At 41.7% G+C, this 19,905-nt stretch carries 16 protein-coding genes; 3 read left to right on the forward strand and 13 right to left on the reverse strand.

From position 1 onward, the window contains the following. Positions 1-304: 304 nt before the first annotated feature. The 4 genes from NH399_RS02985 to NH399_RS03000 all read right to left on the reverse strand — a co-directional run bounded on the left by NH399_RS02985 (position 305) and on the right by NH399_RS03000 (position 4,529). Positions 305-1,468: a diguanylate cyclase gene (locus NH399_RS02985; RefSeq protein ID WP_253036940.1), complete on the reverse strand. Its 1,164-nt coding sequence runs from the start codon at positions 1,466-1,468 to the stop codon at positions 305-307. Between the two features lie 259 nt (positions 1,469-1,727). Next, positions 1,728-2,336 (reverse strand): glutathione S-transferase family protein, encoded by a 609-nt coding sequence (locus tag NH399_RS02990; protein WP_253036941.1) that lies wholly within the window; start codon positions 2,334-2,336, stop codon positions 1,728-1,730. 106 nt (positions 2,337-2,442) lie between these two features. Then, positions 2,443-3,498, reverse strand: a complete 1,056-nt coding sequence (locus tag NH399_RS02995) for an acyl-CoA desaturase (RefSeq protein ID WP_253036942.1) — start codon at positions 3,496-3,498, stop codon at positions 2,443-2,445. Beyond that, positions 3,495-4,529 (reverse strand): flavin reductase family protein, encoded by a 1,035-nt coding sequence (locus NH399_RS03000; RefSeq protein WP_253036943.1) that lies wholly within the window; start codon positions 4,527-4,529, stop codon positions 3,495-3,497. The genes NH399_RS02995 and NH399_RS03000 overlap by 4 nt, the downstream gene beginning before the upstream one ends. Positions 4,530-4,829: 300 nt before the next feature. On the opposite strand from NH399_RS03000, the gene NH399_RS03005 reads away from it, so the two are divergent. Beyond that, a complete protein-coding gene (locus NH399_RS03005) occupies positions 4,830-6,005 on the forward strand; it encodes a carboxylesterase (protein WP_253036944.1) in 1,176 nt (391 codons plus the stop codon). A gap of 206 nt (positions 6,006-6,211) precedes the next feature. Here NH399_RS03005 and NH399_RS03010 read toward each other — a convergent pair whose 3' ends face one another. Beyond that, positions 6,212-7,807, reverse strand: coding sequence for a BCCT family transporter (locus NH399_RS03010; protein WP_253036945.1), 1,596 nt, complete (start codon positions 7,805-7,807; stop codon positions 6,212-6,214). An 8-nt stretch (positions 7,808-7,815) separates the two neighbouring features. Then, entirely contained in the window at positions 7,816-8,925 is a 1,110-nt protein-coding gene (locus NH399_RS03015) for a hypothetical protein (RefSeq protein ID WP_253036946.1), read from the reverse strand. Positions 8,926-9,150: 225 nt separating this feature from the next. Here NH399_RS03015 and NH399_RS03020 point away from each other — a divergent pair, with 225 nt between their 5' ends. Then, positions 9,151-9,642 (forward strand): MarR family winged helix-turn-helix transcriptional regulator, encoded by a 492-nt coding sequence (locus tag NH399_RS03020; protein WP_253036947.1) that lies wholly within the window; start codon positions 9,151-9,153, stop codon positions 9,640-9,642. A gap of 110 nt (positions 9,643-9,752) precedes the next feature. On the opposite strand, the gene NH399_RS03025 is transcribed toward NH399_RS03020, so the two are convergent. The 6 genes from NH399_RS03025 to NH399_RS03050 all read right to left on the reverse strand — a co-directional run bounded on the left by NH399_RS03025 (position 9,753) and on the right by NH399_RS03050 (position 17,268). After that, positions 9,753-10,457 (reverse strand): TorF family putative porin, encoded by a 705-nt coding sequence (locus NH399_RS03025; RefSeq protein ID WP_253036948.1) that lies wholly within the window; start codon positions 10,455-10,457, stop codon positions 9,753-9,755. Positions 10,458-10,476: 19 nt separating this feature from the next. Beyond that, positions 10,477-11,694, reverse strand: coding sequence for a BCCT family transporter (locus NH399_RS03030; RefSeq protein WP_253036949.1), 1,218 nt, complete (start codon positions 11,692-11,694; stop codon positions 10,477-10,479). A gap of 52 nt (positions 11,695-11,746) precedes the next feature. Beyond that, complete coding sequence (gene betA / locus NH399_RS03035) at positions 11,747-13,408, reverse strand: choline dehydrogenase (protein WP_371876055.1); 1,662 nt, start codon at positions 13,406-13,408, stop codon at positions 11,747-11,749. 3 nt (positions 13,409-13,411) lie between these two features. Then, positions 13,412-14,869: a betaine-aldehyde dehydrogenase gene (gene betB, locus NH399_RS03040; RefSeq protein WP_253036950.1), complete on the reverse strand. Its 1,458-nt coding sequence runs from the start codon at positions 14,867-14,869 to the stop codon at positions 13,412-13,414. Beyond that, the gene (gene betI / locus NH399_RS03045) at positions 14,866-15,471 is read right to left on the reverse strand and encodes a transcriptional regulator BetI (protein WP_253036951.1); all 606 of its coding nucleotides are present in this window, start codon (positions 15,469-15,471) and stop codon (positions 14,866-14,868) included. Before betI ends, betB begins: the two co-directional genes overlap by 4 nt. 399 nt (positions 15,472-15,870) lie before the next feature. Then, positions 15,871-17,268 (reverse strand): NAD(P)/FAD-dependent oxidoreductase, encoded by a 1,398-nt coding sequence (locus NH399_RS03050; protein WP_253036952.1) that lies wholly within the window; start codon positions 17,266-17,268, stop codon positions 15,871-15,873. Positions 17,269-17,458: 190 nt separating this feature from the next. On the opposite strand from NH399_RS03050, the gene NH399_RS03055 reads away from it, so the two are divergent. Beyond that, positions 17,459-17,884, forward strand: a complete 426-nt coding sequence (locus tag NH399_RS03055) for a MarR family winged helix-turn-helix transcriptional regulator (RefSeq protein ID WP_253036953.1) — start codon at positions 17,459-17,461, stop codon at positions 17,882-17,884. A 223-nt stretch (positions 17,885-18,107) separates the two neighbouring features. Here the strand turns inward: NH399_RS03055 and NH399_RS03060 are convergent, their stop codons facing one another. Next, positions 18,108-19,895, reverse strand: coding sequence for a hypothetical protein (locus tag NH399_RS03060; protein ID WP_253036954.1), 1,788 nt, complete (start codon positions 19,893-19,895; stop codon positions 18,108-18,110). Positions 19,896-19,905: the final 10 nt, after the last annotated feature.

Genomic DNA, 19,905 nt, shown 5'->3' on the forward strand with positions numbered 1-19,905 from the left:
AACACTCAAGAACAAGAGTGTGCTCAAAAAATGTTTATAAAAACATGGCTTCAAAAAGTTTGAATTTGTTCAATTTAAATACAGCATCCATTTAGATGATTTCTATCAAAGTAGGTAAAAAATCCTGCGGGATAATAAGAAAGGAGAAATATCGAGTCAATCATTGTTTATGGTACTTTTACCTCTTTTGGAGTATGAAAGCTTAATCCTTACTTTCGTTATTGACTCTTAAGTTCTTCATTCAATTTATAAGTATATGAAATCTTAATTTATTTAATCCTAGCTAAAGTCAAAGCCGTACAAATTATGTCCCATCGTCACATATTACTCTATCCCTTCCTTCCTCTTTGGCTTTGTACAAGTTTTGGTCAGCTCGCTCGATAGTATCAGAAAGTTCCTCATTTTCTTTTTGGTAAGCAACACCGACGCTCAAGGTGACATTAAAAGACTCACTGTTGTCATCAAATTGAACGCCATTCAAAGAGAGACGTATTCGTTCAGCGAGCAACTCCGCTACCTCTGTATGCTCTGATACGGCAATAACGACAAACTCTTCGCCACCGTATCGAACGCAGATATCGTCAGGTCGAGACATACTTAAAATAACTTTTCCTGTTTTTTCGATAACTGCATCGCCTTTATTGTGACCATAGGTGTCATTAATGTTTTTGAAGTGGTCGATGTCCATAAATAATACCGCTAGACGGGCATCTGATTCCCTCTTCATTTTTAATTGCAGCTCCGACAACCGCTCATTTAAATAACGTCGAGTATAGAGCGATGTGAGCGGATCCCTTATCGCTTTGCTTCTTAGCTCTTCTACCAGCTTCCGCATAAAGTACATAGTTGCAACAAAGAATAAAAAGGCGAAAAAAACAACAACCCCTATCGCCCGATTAGCATAACTTTGGATATCTTGCTGCATTTCGTCGATGTAGAGTCCCGTACCAACGACCCAGTCCCAAGGTTCAAAATAACCAACATAAGATAGCTTCGGAAACTTTTCTTCGCCGTTTGGCTTTGGCCAGTAATATTCTACATAGCCGCCCCCTGCTTTAGCTTCTCGAATGAATTCTCTAAACATATAAACGCCGTTGATGTCTTTTAGCACTCTGACATCGGTGCCAACGTATTCAGACGTGTAAGGGTGCATTAGTAAAATGCCATTGCCATCATTAATCCAGTAGTAACCTTGACCACTAAAGGTCATGTTTTCGATGGTATCCAGAGCTTTTCTCTTAGCATCAGACTCGGTCATTTTCTGCTCTTTAAACAATCGATAATAATATTTCACAACGCCGATCGATGCCGTCGTCAAATGATTTGACTGAGACTTTTTCTCATTTATCAAACTGGTATTGAGACCATAATAGAAAAGCGCAAGAATAATAAACATGCCAGAGAGGCTGATTAAGAATATGAGAAACAGCCTACGACGAGGTTTTAGATTACCTAAAGGATTATGCATAGAAAGTACTTAAATAATGTAATATAGATGATGAACTATCTGTTATTTAAGTTTAGATCATATACCAAAGATATAAAGGGCTATGCTCCTTTTGTTAAATGGCAGACGGAACTCAATCAACAAAAGAGGCCAACGAATATTGTTAGCCCTTATTGTGCAGATGAAGCACGCCTCCTTGCCTTCCCCCGCCAATTCTTGAGATTACAAAATCTGCTATTGTTTATTTAATTTTAGCCAACATAATACCCCTGGCACTTCACTAACCAAAAGCTCTTGCCTTTTGATAAGCCTCTCGAGCTTGAACTCGACTTAAGTAAGCTTTGATATTCTCTCGGCCTTCAAGTATGTTCAAGCTAGCAGCTATTTCTAATGATATGGTCATCATGATATCTGCGGCGGTAAACTGATCACCAGCGAAATAGTTTTGCTTCGACAAAGTTTCATCAATGTACGAAAAGTCGAGGTTTAGCTCTTTCGCAATATAACCATCCATTGCAGCATTGCCGCCTCTGTCTTCCATTTGCATAAACAAGGTAGTAATAACGGGTAAGCTCAATGATCCCTCTGCAAAATGCAACCATTCCAGATATTGGTAGTAAGACTTACTTTGTTTCTGGGGCCTAAGCTGACCTGATTTATCTTGGTCTAAGATGTATTCTAAAATCGCTGCCGACTCACACAAAGTAATATCACCATCAACCATAATAGGCGCTTTTGATAGTGGATGAATCTTAGCCAGGCTAGCAGGCGCAAGCTGAGTTAAGGGATCTCTTTGATGATGCTCAATTTGATAAGGAAGTCGCAATTCTTCCAGCAACCATAATACGCGCGTTGAACGAGACTTGTTGAGATGATGGACTGTGATCATAGTGAACCCCTTGTTAGTTTAAATACTCTTAAACGACACTGTTTTGAAAGCCCGCAACTTTATCATGTTTATAATAAGCTTGCCCGTTACTGAACCAAAATACTGTTCAAGGGAACGAAAAACGTAAGATACGTTTAACCACCGAAGCATACTGTTTAACAAAACTACCAGAGTTATAATGAATACCATGTTGTAAAAATACCGCTTGCACCTTAGGTGCCATTTCGCAATAACGTTTTGCTGGTAAATCAGGAAACAGATGATGCTCAATTTGAAAGCTTAAATGCCCTGTTAATATATGAAACCAGTTGCTGCCTTCTATATTAGAAGACCCCAGAGCCTGTCGGTAGTACCACATGCCTTGGGTCTCATTATCGCACTCAGCCTGAGAGAAAGTTTTGACGTTTTCTGTAAAATGACCACAAAATATAATCGTTGAAGTCCATAAATTACGTAATAAATTGGCCGCTAAATTACCAAAGAAAACCCATAAAAAAAATGGACCCGCCAATAACGGAAACAACACATAATCTTTGATTAACTGTCTGGCACCTTTGCTGAAAAAGCGCTTCTTTAACTCACTGTGGTTGACCGACGAGCTTCGTCCTCGTTTTTTCTTACCCATGAAAACGCGTTCTGCAGCAAGCTCGTGGTATGATACTCCCCATTGAAATAAAGCGCTGAGAATAAGATAGGTGGCAAACTGCCAAAGGTTTTTAACTCGCCATTTAAAGTCTTGTGACAAACGCAGTAACCCATAGCCAAAATCACGATCTTTACCAATGATATTGGTGAAAGTGTGATGTTCGTAATTGTGGGTACGATGCCAACTGGCGCCATCACAGGCGATGTCCCATTCGTACGCCTTTGAGTTAATGTATTGATCGTTCATCCAGTCATATTGGCCGTGCATCACATTATGACCAATTTCCATATTCTCAAGGATTTTTCCAACAGCGAGACTCAAAACACCCACCAACCAAAGGATAGGGTTAATAAAACCAAGCACTAACAAAATGCGTCCCGACCATTCACACAAACGCTGAGCAACGATAACTTTGCGGATATAATCCGCATCGCTCTGCCCTATTTTATCCAAAGTTTCTTGCTTTATCTCATCCAGCTGCTGAGCCAATAAATCAAAATCTGGGGTTGCCTTCATACTTCAAGCTCCAAAGCGGTGACTGGTTGAGAAATGCAAAGTTGAATCAAAGTTTGTCCAGCATCAGACAACTGCCCCGTTTTGATGTTTCTAACAACACCGCTTTTCTTAACACATTGGCATTGATGGCATATACCGATGCCACATCCGAATGTTACATCGGCTCCTGCATCGATTAATTGGGAGAGTAAGGTTTTGGAGTTTTTAATAAGTATTTCTGTTCCTTGATAGCTCACAGGCAAAGATACTTCTGTATCCTGAACCAAAGGCAAAGCAAGAAAATGTTCGCTGCTTAGTTCAACTTTCAATTTGCCAGCGGCCTCTTCAATACTTTTATAAAAATCTCCTGGGCCACATGCCATCCAATCGTAGTTAGAATAGGAAGCCAGTTGACGTGCCACGTCCCCATCGTTTTCACGACTCAAATAACGAACAGTAACATTGGGCCTGAGACGGGTTAGCTGCTCTAACTCGTCGTTCAAAACGTGCTGTCCAGGTTTGGCATAGTAGAGCAGTTGAATGTTTTGGTTATTTTTTGGCGGTAAGGATTCCAGCATAGCAATAAATGGAGTAATGCCACTGCCCGCAGCTAGCATCAAAACATCCGATGCCTCTTTATTGAGAATAAAGTCCCCCGAAGGCGCAGAGATATTAACCCACTGCCCCACTTTCATATTGCTCAAGTTCGATGTGAAGCGTCCGTTGGCAGATGTCTTAATCACTAGCCGAACGTAACCAAGACGCTTTGCTATTTCTGGGCTCGATGCAATGGTAAAGGTACGCGTCATTAAGCGACCATCAAGTTCCACGGTCAGGGCGATATGCTGACCCGCTCTGTGCATTGGCCAACGCTTAGGCACGGTTAACTCCAACGCAATAACATCTTGGCCAATGGATTTTTGCGATAGGACTTTTGCTCGGAACATCATCGAACGCCATGCTGGCTTAAACATCTGCATCAAGGGTTCGATGTAGCCAGCTAATGTCTGATGATGAAGTAGATTTTTGGATAGCCAATCAACAACTTGCATAATAAGGGCCTTTACTTCAGCGTACACATGTACGCCCAGTTGAGTGCACAAGTGTACGCTGAAATTATTATTTGGCAAGCGTTAATTCATTTCTTTAATCAACAAATCGAGAGAAGTGACCGTATTTTTGTATCCAATTAAAGCGGTTTTGTTTGTTTTCGGCTCAAATAAACTGCACTAAAATGGAGCTAAGTTTAAGCCGCTACAGAAGCACACCAACAGGTAACTCCTTGTCCTATCGCCACAATATTAGAGTTCACCTTTGTCTTCTAGCCACATGTTTAAATACGGGACTTATCAATGAATCATACTTTCATTCGCATCGTGCTAACTTTGACGCTACTGATTGTTAACGTCGGCTGTAGCACTCTTTCGAACAGCCATGCTCCTCTGTTTAAGTCCCAGCAATACTACAACTATATTCAGCCTAGTTTTGCTGAATACCTGAAGACCACTAAAACTTGGCTATCAAGCAATCGAGCTTATATTACGTCGGCTCATGATAAAGAAGTGTCCATGAACATGCCCTTCGAACTCACGCCAGAACAGCCATCAAGCAAGGCCATCTTATTAGTTCATGGGCTTGGCGATTCTCCATATAGCTTTTCTGACCTTGCTGTCACGCTGCGAGCACAAGGTTTTCATGTTCGAACACTCCTGCTACCCGGCCACGGCAGTAAACCTGACGATTTAAAACTTCCAGGCTACAACGATTGGCAAACTGCGGTAGATCACTACGCCAATTTGATGAAGCAAGAATTTGAGCAAGTGTGGCTAGGCGGTTTTTCGACGGGCGCTAACCTTGTGACGATTCATGCAGTTAAGCAAGGCAACATCGATGGCCTGTTGCTATTTTCTCCAGGGTTTCAATCGCAAGCGCCGTTTCTGGAAAAGTTAGCCCCTTTTGTATCATTGTTTACTGATGGCTACACTGCCAAAGAACATAATATTGCCCGTTACACTTCTGCCCCTATCAATGGCGCAATTGCCTACTCTGACAGCGCAGAAAGACTTAGAGATTTGTTAGAACAGCAAAAGGTAACGATCCCAACCTTAATTGTAATAAGCGAAGCCGATAGTGTTGTTGATCCTTATGCGATTAAAACTCTCTATGAAGATAATTTCACTAACCCGAATAGCCAACTGATTTGGTATGGTGAATCTACTTTCAAGCAGCCATCAATTAAGACTTTTACCATGAAGCTCGACGCTCACAAGATAAGTACAGGCTCTCACATGAGTACACTATTTGCTCCCCACAACACATACTATGGGCAGAATGGTGAAAGAAAAATGTGTATGAACAGCTTTGATGACGATGCTAGTGCACGTTGTAGAGCAGGAGAAGAAGTTTGGTACTCCGCATGGGGCTATGAAGAAGAAGGCAAGATACACGCAAGGCTGACCTGGAACCCTTATTATCAAAACCTGGTAGAAAGTATTAGAGAATTAACTCAGCCATCTATTGATAGATAGTAAAGTTAAATTGCGCTGCTTTTAATAGAAAGCGAACTGGTATTCCATTAACTAATCGCTCGACAAAATAGAGACATTAAGAATAAAGCCGAACCTAGAATAAACTTCAACAAAATAACGCAAGACATTGTTTCTTGGTGTCATTTTGCACTTAATGTAAATTCTAGGTTCATTTTTAGCTTAACAGGTTCTCAACATCTGAAGTACTAATCCTGTTTCAAAACGTATTCTTTTCTTAAACCCAGATATAGGCTCCAGCACATAACAATCAATACCACCGTGAAAGGTAATCCCACCGTTATTGCAGCAGCCTGTAAAGCACCGAGTGCATCTGCCCCACCTCCGAAAAGTAATGCAGCAGCGATCACACCTTCCATGGTTGCCCAGAATACTCTCTGAGTAACAGGAACATCAAGCTTACCTCCCGCGGTGATACTGTCGATGACTAGAGAACCAGAGTCTGATGAAGTAATAAAAAACACCAGCACTAAAACAATGGCCAAAAAGGAGGTAACAGAGCTCATGGGTAAATTTTCTAACATTTGAAATAACGCTAAAGAGCTATCTGTGATTCCGTTGGCTAACTGGCCATAACCTTGTTGAACCTGCTCCAGACCATTACCTCCAAACGTTGCCATCCAAAGTGTTGTTACCAAAGTAGGAACGATTAATACTGCTAACAAAAATTGGCGAATGGTTCGTCCTCTCGAAATTCTCGCGATAAACATGCCCACAAAAGGCGACCAGGAGATCCACCACGCCCAATAAAAGACTGTCCACCCATGAAAAAAGGTGTCATCGTCACGATCAATCCAATTGCTAAGCGGAATGATGTTTTCTGCATAAGCAAGTAAGGTGGTCACAACACCATTTATTACCAGTGTCGTCGAACCCGCAATGATGACAAAAAGCATTAAAGCAAATGCCAGTGACATATTAATATTGCTAAGAATCTTAACGCCCCCTTCGAGCCCTCGTACAACAGAAAAGATGGCAACCATAGTCACGCCAAAAATGATCGCAATTTGAGTGTTTATCGTATTAGGAATATCAAACAAGAAATTCAAACCACCGGCAGCCTGTTGAGCCCCAAAGCCAAGCGAAGTCGCTAAGCCAAAGATGGTCGCCAACACGGCAAGTGTATCGATAACATTACCTACTCCACCCCAAACCTTCTCTCCGAGGAGAGGAAAAAAGGTAGAGCGAATGGTTAGAGGCATGTTGCAGTTATAAGCAAAGAAAGCTAAAGATAAACCAACGACTGCATAAATAGCCCAAGGATGTAGCCCCCAGTGAAACATCGTCGCCCCCATGGCCATTCTCGCTGCCTCAGGCGTGCCTTCTGGAGTATTTAGAGGCGTTCCATACCAGTTAGTAAAATAACCTACAGGTTCTGCCACACTCCAAAACATCAGGCCGATTCCCATTCCCGCAGCAAACAACATGGCAAACCAGGAGAGCAAACTGAAATCGGGTTTCGCATCCGGCCCCCCTAAAGTGATCTTGCCAAGGGGTAATAGAATTAATGCCAAACAAAATATGACAAACAGATTTCCCCCCACCATAAACAGCCAATCAAAGTGAGCAATGGACCAGGCTTTTGATGAGTCGAAAGCCAACTTAGCGGATTCAGGAAAAACCAGTGTTCCAATAACAAAAATAACGATCAGTAATGAGGAAAAAAAGAAAACTGGATTGTGCAAATCCATCCCCATTAGTTCAACATTATTTTCACCTACCTCATGATTTGTTTCGTATACGGGAGACTCAACATCGAGTTGCTCTTCAGTTTTATCACTCATGGCTTCCCCTAGAAGTAATAACCAATATTAATATTTAAACGTGAGCGCCATTTTTCATGACCTTCATAAATACCGATCCCTGGCCCGCCGGCAAACCACATATTTTTACCTGCAATCCAATCAACATAGGTATATAGGCCGCCTTTGGCTAGCAAACAGCCAGTGACATTTTGAACCGAGTCTGTTAAGCCAGACTCATCGGAAGCACTTATATAGGTGCTGTCGTTATAACAGGTGACCGTATCAACAAAATCATTTTTTATAGTAAAGGTTTTTGCAATGTTGAATGTTGAGACTTCGGCTTTTGTGGCGATTTCGAAAGGAAACTCAAAAGCTGCCAGAGCGATGCGATGATCACCTGTCCCTAAACGACTTTCAGCATCATATTCATATAGAATGTATTGAGCCTGAAGGTTCCAGTCGCTATTAAAATGTCCATCAAAATGTATGCCTGCAGCCCAGTGATCGCCGCGACTCATACTATCAAGATTTCGAAATTTTCCAGTTTTGAATGAAGCACCCACTGTATGCTTGGCAAGTTTATATTGAGCGCGAAAGCTTAAACCACCGTCTTCTTTATTGTTTCTTTCGTCATTGTAAGAACTGGCGATATCAAAGGAATAGCGTCCCCATCGAGAAGGATTATCGTATTCGCTATTGAAAAAATAAGCACTATCAAAATTCCACTTTCCCCGGCTATGGCGCCACTTAATACCTGCATCATAGTCATCTTCCAACCCCAAATAATAAGTCCCGCCAAACCAGAAACTGTGAGATGCGTAAGGTGCGATACCAAAAGGAACTTGAGTAATCCCTGCAACGAGGGTATTCGATGAGTCTACTTTATAACCGACTTCAGCATGATGAATGGCTTCAAAACCTTGATACCAACGAAATTGTGCGTCTAAGAACCACTGTTCTTGTTTTACATCCATATCAATGCGAAATAGTTCGAAGTCAAAGGTTCCATTCGATTCACTATCATAATCTTTCCAAGAATAATTAAGACGGACAGCTCCCCCAATGTCTATTTCTGGGCTAACTTTTGCGTTGACTTTAAAGGGGAATACACTGAAAACGGCAAACAACAGGGAATATAAGTAGCTTAGCTTAAGCACAATAAACCTCTGACTTTTGGTAGCTTCGATGATAAAACTATACTTTGTACTCAAACTATTTTCAACGCGTTTTTGAATGACTGCTTAATTACATCTTAGATTTTTTCGGCACCAAATGAATGCAGGAGTAAAGATGAATATAATAATCTCGCTAGACTTTCAAAACCATGTTATCTTTAACTAAGTTTCTATTAAAAAACAGTACTTTAGACAAGTGGTTGTACTATGGAAAAATATGAAGAACTCCTTATTTCTTTGCGAAAAATTATTCGCTCAATCGATCTTCATTCAAAACAGCTGAACAAAGAGTCAGGTTTAACTGGACCTCAACTATTAGTGTTACAAGAAACCGCGAATAACAACGGTATTACTGCAAAACAAATCGCAGATAACATTAATTTAAGTCAAGGTACCATTACCACGATTCTTGATCGCTTAGAATCTCGTAATATTATTAATCGAATTAGAAGTACAGAAGATCGTCGTAGGGTTTCAATTTTTATAACCGAGAACGGAGAAAAATTATTAAAGAAAGCGCCCAAGCCACTGCAAGACCATTTTATTGAAAGATTTAGTACTTTAGAGCTTTGGGAGCAGAACTTACTCTTGTCTTCATTTGGACGTGTTGCCTCAATGATGGATGCCAGTGAATTAGACGCAGCTCCCGTTCTTGAGATAGGAGCCATTACAGCAAAGGAGCCAGAACCTAAAGCTTAAAGCCTATTGCTCTTTTGTAGAGTATTTTTTGAAAATAACTCTGAATAGAAAAGCTCAACAGACTTTGAGTCTGACTCACTTGCCAGCAAGTGAGTCAGGTTATACTTTCCTTATAGACTAAAGGTCTTAGCTACTGAAAGGACAATTCTTTCATCCGCAGTATCAAGATCCATGCTAGTGTTCTCTGCTGCGATTTCCAGGTCAAATCCATTGATCTGAGTAGTGTAACCAACTCTAAAATGTTGATAGCCGTTATTGCCATCCCAGAATCGATTGTCGCTATTGTTGTAAAAAGAACGATCAATAGTGAAGGTAAGATTGTGGCCTTTCTTCAACTCAATACTGTGAGTCAACATGATGACCGTATGACTTTCTGAAGAACCAAAATAATCCCAGCTATACCACAGATTAACACCCGTTGTACCGTATTCAGAAGCAAAACCAAATTTTGTATAAGCTTCTGGGTAGTTTCCATCACTCGAGTTATCACCACCATGATAAGTATAGTAAGCAATACCGTAATCCAGAGTCACCGTTTCGTTTAGTTGCAGAAATTGTCCAGCATAGAAATCCCACTCTAAATCAGTGCCATCAGCAGGCCCAAAATCAACATTTGAAGCCCAGGTTCCAGCATAAAAACCTTCGGAACCGCTATAGTCCAGACTCGCCTGAAGAGCAGGATCATTTTGAGTTTGGCTGACACCGTTAAAAGTGTAATCAGAAGCCAATTTGGTAGTTGCAGAAAAGTCTGCCTGCACTAATGTAGAACAGCTTAATGCGATAGGAGCAACTAATAAAGTTGTTAAGTTTTTCATTCGTATTTCTCTTAATTTTTTAGTGTATAGATTTAATTTTTTCAAAATCAACAGCAAGCGACTCGCTTTCTTTTGTCATTCCTTTTAAGCTCTTTAGATGCTTAACCAGGATGAATGCCAAACAACCGAAGAATAACCCGATTACTAATGCGCCAACCCACTGAATTTTTAGAAAGTCGAGCTTAAATAACAATGTCAAAACACTCAGAGCAACAAAGTTCATCACAAAGTATTTTAACTTACCCAGCCGCTTAACGGTTAAGTCCAAGTTGTCTGTATACAATCGGATGAGAGAGTCTAGAGAGTTAATAACAAAGGTAATACCTACTATAATCATAGAAATGTTAAGTAGACCCGCTGTAGATATCCCATTTGAATGATAAAAATAAAGGACACTAAACCATAGTGCGATAGGAATTGAAGGGAAAATCAACATGGCAAGCAATACTTGATAAGCTTTTAATCCGCCTACAAAACGTGAAGTAAACTGTCCAATCATAATGCTCCACGCAAACCACCAAAATAAATAAAACTCATGATAATCGTTGAGAGGCAGAAGAAACTGATGAATATTAGTAAAGTAATCACCGATCAAAGATAAAGTACCAAAGTACTCTGAAACTGGATTAGACTCTACGATAAATGCATTAACCCACAATAGAGCTATCAAGCCCACAAATAACCAGGTTGTTGACAAGCTTAATATACGAACATACTTGAGATCACTACTCGAATAAACGGCAAAAGCAATAGCAATAAAGACCAGAGCATAAAAAGTAGGAATAATAGTCTTGCCATCTCCTAGCTCAGGCAAATACCAGGGTAAATTTGATAGCAATAGATAAGCTGTAAAGGCACAAGTCCCGATAATAATGATGTTATTAATCCACTTCACCCAAGGTATTTCAAAAAATTTGACCTTGGGTTCTATAACGCAAAAGTAAAAGCAGGTGACAAAGTAAAACGCCCATATTAAGAACCCCCAAAAGCCAAACTCAATTGCGAGCGGATTGGCAAAAGCGTATTCAGGACTCGTTGCTGTGTCAGCATAACCTGCAAATTCTGTTAACGGAAACATGATCAAGCCAACATCGAGACCCGAGGTAAAGAGTATTGCGATGAATGTGAAAGTATGTACGGGTGTCACGCCGACGCACTTAAGGTTTCCCCAACGTAATAAAATAAAAATAACAGCTGTCATGGTAAGTAACATTCCAGCTGTGAGCCACAAAGTCATTCTGCCCTCCTTCTATGAGCGTTATAGTCTTTTTTATTGTAAATAAAAATAGTTATCGTTGTTGCGTTTGCCAGTTCTCCGCTACGTCTGTTCTAACATCTAAACCAGGTAACGGTACTTTTCCTAAAATGAGATCGGCAGCTCGTTCGGCAACCATGATCGTCGGTGCATTCAAGTTGCCATTGGGAATGGTTGGAAATATTGAGGAATCCACCACTCGTAATCCCTCAATGCCATGAACTTTTGTGTTTTCATCAACCACAGAATCTTTGTCTTTACCCATCTTGCAACTACAAGAAGGATGGTAGGCACTTTCTACAGACTGCCGAACAAACTCATCGATCTCTTGATCGGTGTTAACTTGCACTCCAGGCTGGATTTCCTCGCCTCGATAGTCATCGAAAGCTGATTGATGAATAATTTCTCGAGTGAGACGCACACAAGCTCGAAAACCTTCAATATCATCTTGATGTTGTAGGTAATTAAAAAGTATACGAGGTGCCTCGTTGGGATCAGCACTCACTGGCTTAACCCATCCGCGGCTTTTCGGCTTGTTGTGACCGATGTGAACCTGGAAGCCATGACCATCAAAAGCTGAGCGGCCATCATAGCGCATGGCTGCAGGTAAAAAGTGATACTGCATGTCGGGCCATTCAACGCCAGCTTTTGAACGAATGAATCCACAAGACTCAAAATGATTAGTAGCGCCAAGCCCTGACTTCGTTAGTAACCAGCGAACACCGATTAAACCTTTACTGAACCAGTCGAGCTTTCCGTTGAGAGTGATCGGTTGTTTGCATTTAAATTGAAAATAAAACTCTAAGTGGTCTTGAAGATTGTAACCGACTCCAGGCAATGAATGTTTTACCTCAATTCCAGCCTCTTTCAGATCATCTGCATTACCGATTCCTGATCGCTGTAGTATATGAGGAGAACCGATAGGACCTGCTGATAGAACTATATCTTTATTGCAATTTGCTCGAAGACGTTTACCTTTTCTTAAAAACTCTACAGCGATGGCTTGCTTGTTTTCTACAATGACTTTGTCAACAAGAACGCCAGTTTTTACAGTAAGGTTCTTACGATGCATAATGGGCTTAAGATAAGCAGCACTGGTTGAGCAACGACGACCATCTTTTACCGTCATGTGCATAGGACCAAAGCCTTCTTGCTGCTCACCATTGTAGTCTTTTGTTGAGAGGTATCCGGCCTCTACTCCAGCATCAACAAAAGCACGATACAAGGGGTTTGCCATTTCGTTGCCATTGTTCACACCCAAGGGGCCATCGCCTCCACGGTATGCATCTTCGCCAAGATACCAGGACTCAGCTTTGCGAAAATAAGGCAAACAGTTTTGATAGTTCCACCCTTCTGCTCCGTGCTCTTCCCACTCATCAAAATCTTTTGCATGACCTCGCACATAAACCATGCCATTGATCGACGATGAACCACCGAGTACTTTCCCTCGAGGGCAGTGCATACGACGGTTATTTAAGAAAGGTTCCGGCTCCGTATGAAATTGCCAGGCATACTTTTTAGTATTCATAGGAATAGACAAAGCGGTCGGCATCTGGATAAACAGGCTGTTATCGGAACCGCCAGTTTCGAGTAGCAAAACTCTATTGGATGCATCTTCAGAAAGTCTGTTCGCCAACACACAACCGGCCGACCCAGCGCCCACAATGATATAATCGTAAGTCATCATAGTGTCCATGATCTAAAAAGGACTTTCCAAATTGCTCATTCCAACGTAAATCGACTTGGTTTGCGTGTAATGTTTGATAGTTTCGAGTCCGTTTTCTCGGCCAATACCCGACTGCTTATAGCCACCAACAGCCATCTCGGCAGGTGATGCACCATAAGCATTAATCCAGCAAATGCCGGCTTCTAACTGATGAATAACTCGATGGGCTCTCTTGATATTATTACTAAACACCGCTGCAGCTAAACCGTAATGGGTGTTGTTAGCGCGTTCTATCACTTCGTCTTCACTTGAGAAAGTAAGAATGGACATAACAGGTCCAAAGATTTCTTCCTTCACGATAGTCATATCGTCATTACAGTCAGTGAAGATTGTAGGCTCCACAAAATACCCCTCTTCGCACCCTGTTGGCTTTGACTGTTTTCCGCCACACAAAAGAGTAGCACCTTGCTCGATGCCTTTTTGAATATAATTGAGTACTAAGTCTTGATGCTTTTTAGAAATGAGTGCGCCCAGATTAGTCTCTGGTTTCATAGGATCACCTATGACGATATTATTTTTTGTGCGAGTTAACAATTGCTCAACAAACTCTTCATAAACGTCTTGATGAACAAACACTCGAGTACCATTAGTACAAATTTCGCCTTGGGTATAAAAATTACCTAGCATTGCAGCGGATACCGCTTCGTTGATATCGGCATCATCAAATATGATAAGCGGCGATTTACCACCTAATTCCATAGTCACTTCTTTTAGACTGGAAGCCGCAGAAGCCATCACTTTTTTGCCAGTACCCACTTCACCCGTAAAAGATACTTTGGCGATGTCTTCGTGCGCTGTTAACCAGGCTCCGACTTCACCATCACCTTGAACAACATTAAAAACACCAGGGGGAACACCGGCTTCGATAAAAATTTCGGCAAGCTTGAGTGCACCTAATGGTGTTTCTTCTGACGGTTTAAAAATCATGCTGTTGCCACAAGCCAATGCAGGCGCTGATTTCCAGCAAGCAATTTGCAAAGGATAATTCCAGGCGCCAATGCCCGCGCAAATACCGAGAGGTTCCCGTCGGCTATAATAAAAGTCACCGCTAAGATCTTGTTGATTGCCTTCCATCCCAAGGATCACACCCGCAAAAAATTCGATGGAGTCTGCGCCCGTAACAACATCAACAACCGATGCTTCTTGCCAAGGCTTGCCGGTTTCTAAGACTTCAATTTTAGCGAGTTCGTCGTTGCGTTCTCTCAAAATTGCCACGGCCTTTCGCAAAATACGACTGCGTTCCATGGTTGTCTTACTCGACCAGTCTTTGAAGCCTTGAGCTGCGCTCGTTATCGCGGCTTGTTTTATGCTTTCATCGGCCACTTCAATGTTATATAACAATTCGCCTGAAGCTGGGTTTAAGACTTCAAAAGTTTCACCGGAGGTGTTTGCTACATATTCCCCATGTATGAAGTTTTGAATTGGTTTCATAAAATTTCGTGAACCTCTTGTGACTCGATAATCTGTTTAATGTAGCCTTTGCAAAATCCAATGGCTTGCTGATGATTCATTGACAGTTCGTGACTTAAAGCGAAACGCAGCCAGAAGCCATCGATCATGGCCGCGGTGGTTAAAGCGGCTTTTTTTGCTTGTTCGATAGGAAGCAGCTCTTTAAAACTGAAAAGCAGGTTATTGGCCAACCTCTTACTGTTCACCCTCTGCAGGCGTTTGAGCATAGGGTCGTGCATGGATTGAGACCAGAAAGTTAACCAGTTTTTGGTGTTTGCACTGGCTATTTGAGTAGAAGAAAAATTCGCCTCAACGATTAACATCAGGCGTTCTTCTGCCGAAACCTCGCGCTCCCCAAGACTCTTAAGTAAGTCTCTTTTAAGTTCGCCAATCAAGTAACGAACACTGGCTTCGATCAACTCCTGCTTGCTACCAAAGTAGTGACTGATAATCCCTGAAGATAAACCCGCCCTCTTACTGATATGAGTCAGGGTTGTTTTTTGATACCCCAGCTCAGCGATGGTTTCTATCGTTGCTTCGATAAGTTCCTGCCGACGAATGGGTGTCATTCCGAGTTTTGGCATAATTCTTTTTTAATTAAACAATCAATTAAAAACAATTGTAATACTTTTAACTCAAAGGATCAAACGAGCCCTAGATAGGAGTTATAGTCTGTTTACGTCAAATTAGTAGCTGTTTTTACAGAAAACACCAATATATTTGTATAAATATCAATCACAATATAGTTCGAACACAAAGAATTAAATTGAGATTTCCAACCAAAGATAGAGAGTTGTAAGTAAAGCTTGTTTAGATAAAAGCAACAGGGCTACTTATACAAGTAGCCCTGTCTTTTACATTTATTACAGGAGGATTTTGCTAAAGGAATTAGTGCTCTGAAACTTAAGGTTATGCCTATAGATGGAGTTTAGAGGGAGAGGATGACCGTTGTAGCGACGGTCATCCTCTTTTAAAGACTGCCATTAGTGCAGCTTCATGGACGGATTCATCTTTCTATTGATTCTATCGCGTATGGTAAGAAGTAAGGTTTTTCCCCAACCGTGCAATGCACTCTGGTGCAGGCGATAAAGCATGACGTATAACCAACGAGCCACTTTACCTTCGAAAGTAAAGTCCTTGCTAAGATTGCCCATCATATTCCCAACACTGCCTTGTTTGCCTAGAGAGACTAACGATCCCTTGTCTTGATAATTGAATTCTCTTAACGGTTTGCCTGCAATACTATCTCGCAGCGACTTTGCCAATAGACTGGATTGCTGATGAGCCGCTTGCGCTCGAGGGGGTACGCTTCTATCAGAACCTTTTATTGCACATTGTGCGCAATCACCAAATGCAAAAATGTTCTCATCTAAGGTCGTTTGTAACGTGGGCTTAACCACCAGCTGGTTAATTCGATTTGTCTCCAGACCACCCAGACGCGTTAAAAACTCTGGCGCTTTAACTCCGGCAGACCACACTTTCAACTGCGCCGGAATAAACTTTCCACTCTTGGTATACAAACCTTCGGCACTAACTTGAGTGACCAGCTCACCTAATAAAACATCTATTTCGAAAGCGTAAAGCTGCCTCAATATGGCTTGCGAAGCCCGTGGCGACAAAGCAGGCATCAAACGATCGGCGGCTTCGATAATGGTAATAGAAACATTCTCAGGACAAATGCCCTGAAAGCCATATTTAGATAGATGTTCTGCGGCGGCTTTAATCTCTGCAGCTAACTCAACGCCTGTCGCTCCTCCGCCTACAATTGCAATGGCAAATTTTTCTTTCTCTGGTTGTTCTGTTGAAGTATGAGAAATGGAATTCGATTGTGCGTTAGACTCGGTGTTCGGCTCTTTGTCTGCCAAAATATCGGCTGATGATGCAGTGACCTGTGCACTCGCGGAAGCTTTCATATAGATAGTCAAAAAAGCTTGGTGAAATTCTTCAGCGGCTTCGCGTCGGTCCAGAAAAATACAGTGCTCACTTGCTCCTGGCGTACCAAAATCATTGGTTTGACTGCCAACCGCAATCACCAGTTGATCATAGTTTAATGTTCGCGGTGGAAGAATATTCTCAATTTCTGTCGATAATGGAGCCAGGCTGATTTGTTTGTTATCCCTGTCCAGGCCATCCATCTTTCCCCAAATAAATTCAAAATGGTGATGATAGCCGTGAGCGGCGTAAGACAGTTCATCCACTGTGGCGTTGAGCGCCCCCGTGGCGACTTCGTGAAGACGTGGCTTCCATATATGGGTGCGATTGGCATCAACCAGAGTAATCTTGGCTTGCTTCCTTTTACCTAGCGTATCACCAAGCTTAGTGGCCAGTTCTAATCCACCGGCACCACCTCCAACAATCACAATGTGAGTAGGATTTTTCATAGCTAAACAACCTCTTAAATAGCAATAAGGCAAGACATTTACCGCACCTGCTCGACTGCAAAAAGCTTGCCTTATGGCTATCTATGGCTTCTTAGCCAAATCTTTCCTTTTGTTATCTACCACCAGCGTCAACCGTAGTTGACACATAATAGGTTGATATTGCTCTGAGTGTCAACTAGTATTGACACCTATGCAAACAATTGATCTCAGTAACAAACTCAAGACCTTATTGCTCCAACGATTAGAATGGATGGAGCAGATGCAGCTCGATCTCATGAACGAGTCAGGCATTCAGCAATTAACTCTGGCACAGGGTCGAATATTCGCGCAGTTAAGAGGAAAGCCCTCCAGCATCTCCAATTTGGCAAAACGATTGGGTGTCAGCCGACAGGCCGCTCAAAAAACCGTCGCAAGTTTGGTGGAGCTGGGGTTATTAGAACTCAAAGAAGATGAAGAAAATCTAAGCGCCAAAATAGTGCACATCACTCAACAGGGGCAACAATTTCGACAACAAATTGGTATTGCCATGGATAAAGTAGAAGCGGCTATTGCTGACAAAATAGGTGTGGAGCAAGTAGAACTCCTCAAGCAGCTACTGTCAGAACCGTGGGAATAAAAGTCCTTTTCTTTTAACCATTCAAGAAACAAAGAGACCAAAATGCTCCCTAATCTCATTCTCTTTGAGTTAATATTCGCTATTTTTTGAAACATGCTGATTGAGAATAGTTTGAGACTTAAGTTATAGAAAGAGGACTTCTTATGAATGAATCATCGGTTGAGAACTCTTGCCATTGAAGAGGTGCTAGCACCTCTTCACAAAACATCACTCTCTTAGCTATCTAATGAATCGATTCTCTCATTTCGACAACACGCTCAATTGCATTATCAATGGCAGTAGCAAAGTTCCCCTGGTCGTCTTGAGGAAGTAAATCCATTAATGCACGGTAATCAAGAACAGTATGATTCAGCGTCTGCCCTATTTCTTCTATGGGGCGTTGAATCTTCATCGCATTGAATACTGACCAGGACTCATTGATTGAGTGACCTCCATCAAATGTCAGGAACATCATCGCAGGAAGATACATATCATCAACGCTGAAGCCATCAACGGTTTTCTCCATTTCTCTTCCCAGAAAAGTTAATAAATTAGTCGAGCCGGATGTGCCACTTACTACTACAGAGTTATTTGTTAATGCTCGTTCTTCAAATGCTGATACACCACTACCTTGACTGTTTGGAATCTTAGCATCCGCAAAACTTTTACCATAGGTCGAGAACCCAAACTCATCGTTACGAGGCTGATAATTCAGACGAGTACCATAATCCTGTGTTTTAGTACTCTGAACCTTGGTATGAATGGTTACCGATTCTTCACTTCCCTGTTTTTTGGGTTGACTGATTGATGATATTTGATCATCAGTCGAACGAGCGCTCTTTACCTGGCCATACAGAATCGTCGCAGGTGCTTTCCAATGAGAGCAACTTTGCTTCATGATATCGTTAGATGTAGTCGCAAGCTTAACAGAAACAAAAGGCACTTTAATGGTATCAAAACCATTATTCACCTGAGTCATCATTTGGGTGAAGTTTTCCAACGTTGGCTCATCAATAAAACTTTTAATATCGGGTGTTTCTTCAAACCAGGGACGAGTATCTCCTTCAATGACACAAGCCAGTTCTCGCAAAGCACTATTAAGTTCTCCCTCATTCAACACACCATCGGTTGTCGCAGCATTGACTAACTGATCAACGATATACTGGCCCATCTTAGCGCTGGCATTCCGCACTGTATCAGGTGTATTTTGCACAAGCTCCCGAACTAATTCACTTTCAAACTTTCTTGAGTAGAGACCATCCTGATACTGAGTTAATGGCTTTTCTTGCTCAATGTGGGTGAGTAATTCTGATGCAAGGTCTTGAGAAACCTCTGACAGCCCATCCTGGTTTGCAATACTTGTAAAAACTTCGTGCACTCTTTGCTGAGACATTTCACCGGATAACCAGGTCGCTTTTAATGTTGAAATACATTGATCAGCAATCGCAGAATCTTCTTGCTTAAGCTGACTGATCATTGCAATAACGCATTCACCCTCTGTTTTATAGGTGTTTCTCTCGGAGCGCGAGTTGGTTTCAATTAATCCAGCGGTTATACCCTGAGTGAGTCGCTCTAAAATACTCGCATCATTCTCAATCGCTTGCTCATCCAGAAATTCTACCACGCGACCAAAACCATCAAATAATACAACGTTTTCCAATGATTGCGCTGTAGCAGGATCAACCGTCTTTCCAATCAAAGCTTGCAAGTCTGGATTATGTGTTTTTGCTAGTTGCTTTACATCCCCCAAAGTAAGCGTTGTTCGCTCTTTCATTACATCGGCCAGAGCGGCTTTAGCGCCATCTGTTCCTAATCGTTTTTCTAACAATTGAGTAACGAGTGCTAACCCACCATTGCGGTGAGAAGTACGTGAGCCAAAAAGATTAAATCCTGTTGTTTGTTCTTTAGCATACAAAGTTGAACCATCTTTACAGCGGATCTCAGCGCTGTCAGAAACTTTATCAAACTGGTTTATAATATCAAATAAACCTCGTGTTATATCACCTTGCACAGGCATTGTTAGATCAGGCATTTTTTAGTTC

The sequence above is a fragment of the Pleionea sp. CnH1-48 genome, assembly GCF_024124665.1.
In the GTDB taxonomy this organism is placed as follows: domain Bacteria; phylum Pseudomonadota; class Gammaproteobacteria; order Enterobacterales; family Kangiellaceae; genus JAMXSB01.

What these genes read in the sequence shown, in the direction of transcription:
- NH399_RS02985 (WP_253036940.1), bottom strand. Translation starts at nt 1,468, where the DNA reads ATGCATAATCCTTTAGGTAATCTAAAACCTCGTCGTAGGCTGTTTCTC.
- NH399_RS02990 (WP_253036941.1), bottom strand. Translation starts at nt 2,336, where the DNA reads ATGATCACAGTCCATCATCTCAACAAGTCTCGTTCAACGCGCGTATTA.
- NH399_RS02995 (WP_253036942.1), bottom strand. Translation starts at nt 3,498, where the DNA reads ATGAAGGCAACCCCAGATTTTGATTTATTGGCTCAGCAGCTGGATGAG.
- NH399_RS03000 (WP_253036943.1), bottom strand. Translation starts at nt 4,529, where the DNA reads ATGCAAGTTGTTGATTGGCTATCCAAAAATCTACTTCATCATCAGACA.
- NH399_RS03005 (WP_253036944.1), top strand. Translation starts at nt 4,830, where the DNA reads ATGAATCATACTTTCATTCGCATCGTGCTAACTTTGACGCTACTGATT.
- NH399_RS03010 (WP_253036945.1), bottom strand. Translation starts at nt 7,807, where the DNA reads ATGAGTGATAAAACTGAAGAGCAACTCGATGTTGAGTCTCCCGTATAC.
- NH399_RS03020 (WP_253036947.1), top strand. Translation starts at nt 9,151, where the DNA reads ATGGAAAAATATGAAGAACTCCTTATTTCTTTGCGAAAAATTATTCGC.
- NH399_RS03025 (WP_253036948.1), bottom strand. Translation starts at nt 10,457, where the DNA reads ATGAAAAACTTAACAACTTTATTAGTTGCTCCTATCGCATTAAGCTGT.
- NH399_RS03030 (WP_253036949.1), bottom strand. Translation starts at nt 11,694, where the DNA reads ATGACTTTGTGGCTCACAGCTGGAATGTTACTTACCATGACAGCTGTT.
- betA (WP_371876055.1), bottom strand. Translation starts at nt 13,408, where the DNA reads ATGGACACTATGATGACTTACGATTATATCATTGTGGGCGCTGGGTCG.
- betB (WP_253036950.1), bottom strand. Translation starts at nt 14,869, where the DNA reads ATGAAACCAATTCAAAACTTCATACATGGGGAATATGTAGCAAACACC.
- betI (WP_253036951.1), bottom strand. Translation starts at nt 15,471, where the DNA reads ATGCCAAAACTCGGAATGACACCCATTCGTCGGCAGGAACTTATCGAA.
- NH399_RS03050 (WP_253036952.1), bottom strand. Translation starts at nt 17,268, where the DNA reads ATGAAAAATCCTACTCACATTGTGATTGTTGGAGGTGGTGCCGGTGGA.
- NH399_RS03055 (WP_253036953.1), top strand. Translation starts at nt 17,459, where the DNA reads ATGCAAACAATTGATCTCAGTAACAAACTCAAGACCTTATTGCTCCAA.
- NH399_RS03060 (WP_253036954.1), bottom strand. Translation starts at nt 19,895, where the DNA reads ATGCCTGATCTAACAATGCCTGTGCAAGGTGATATAACACGAGGTTTA.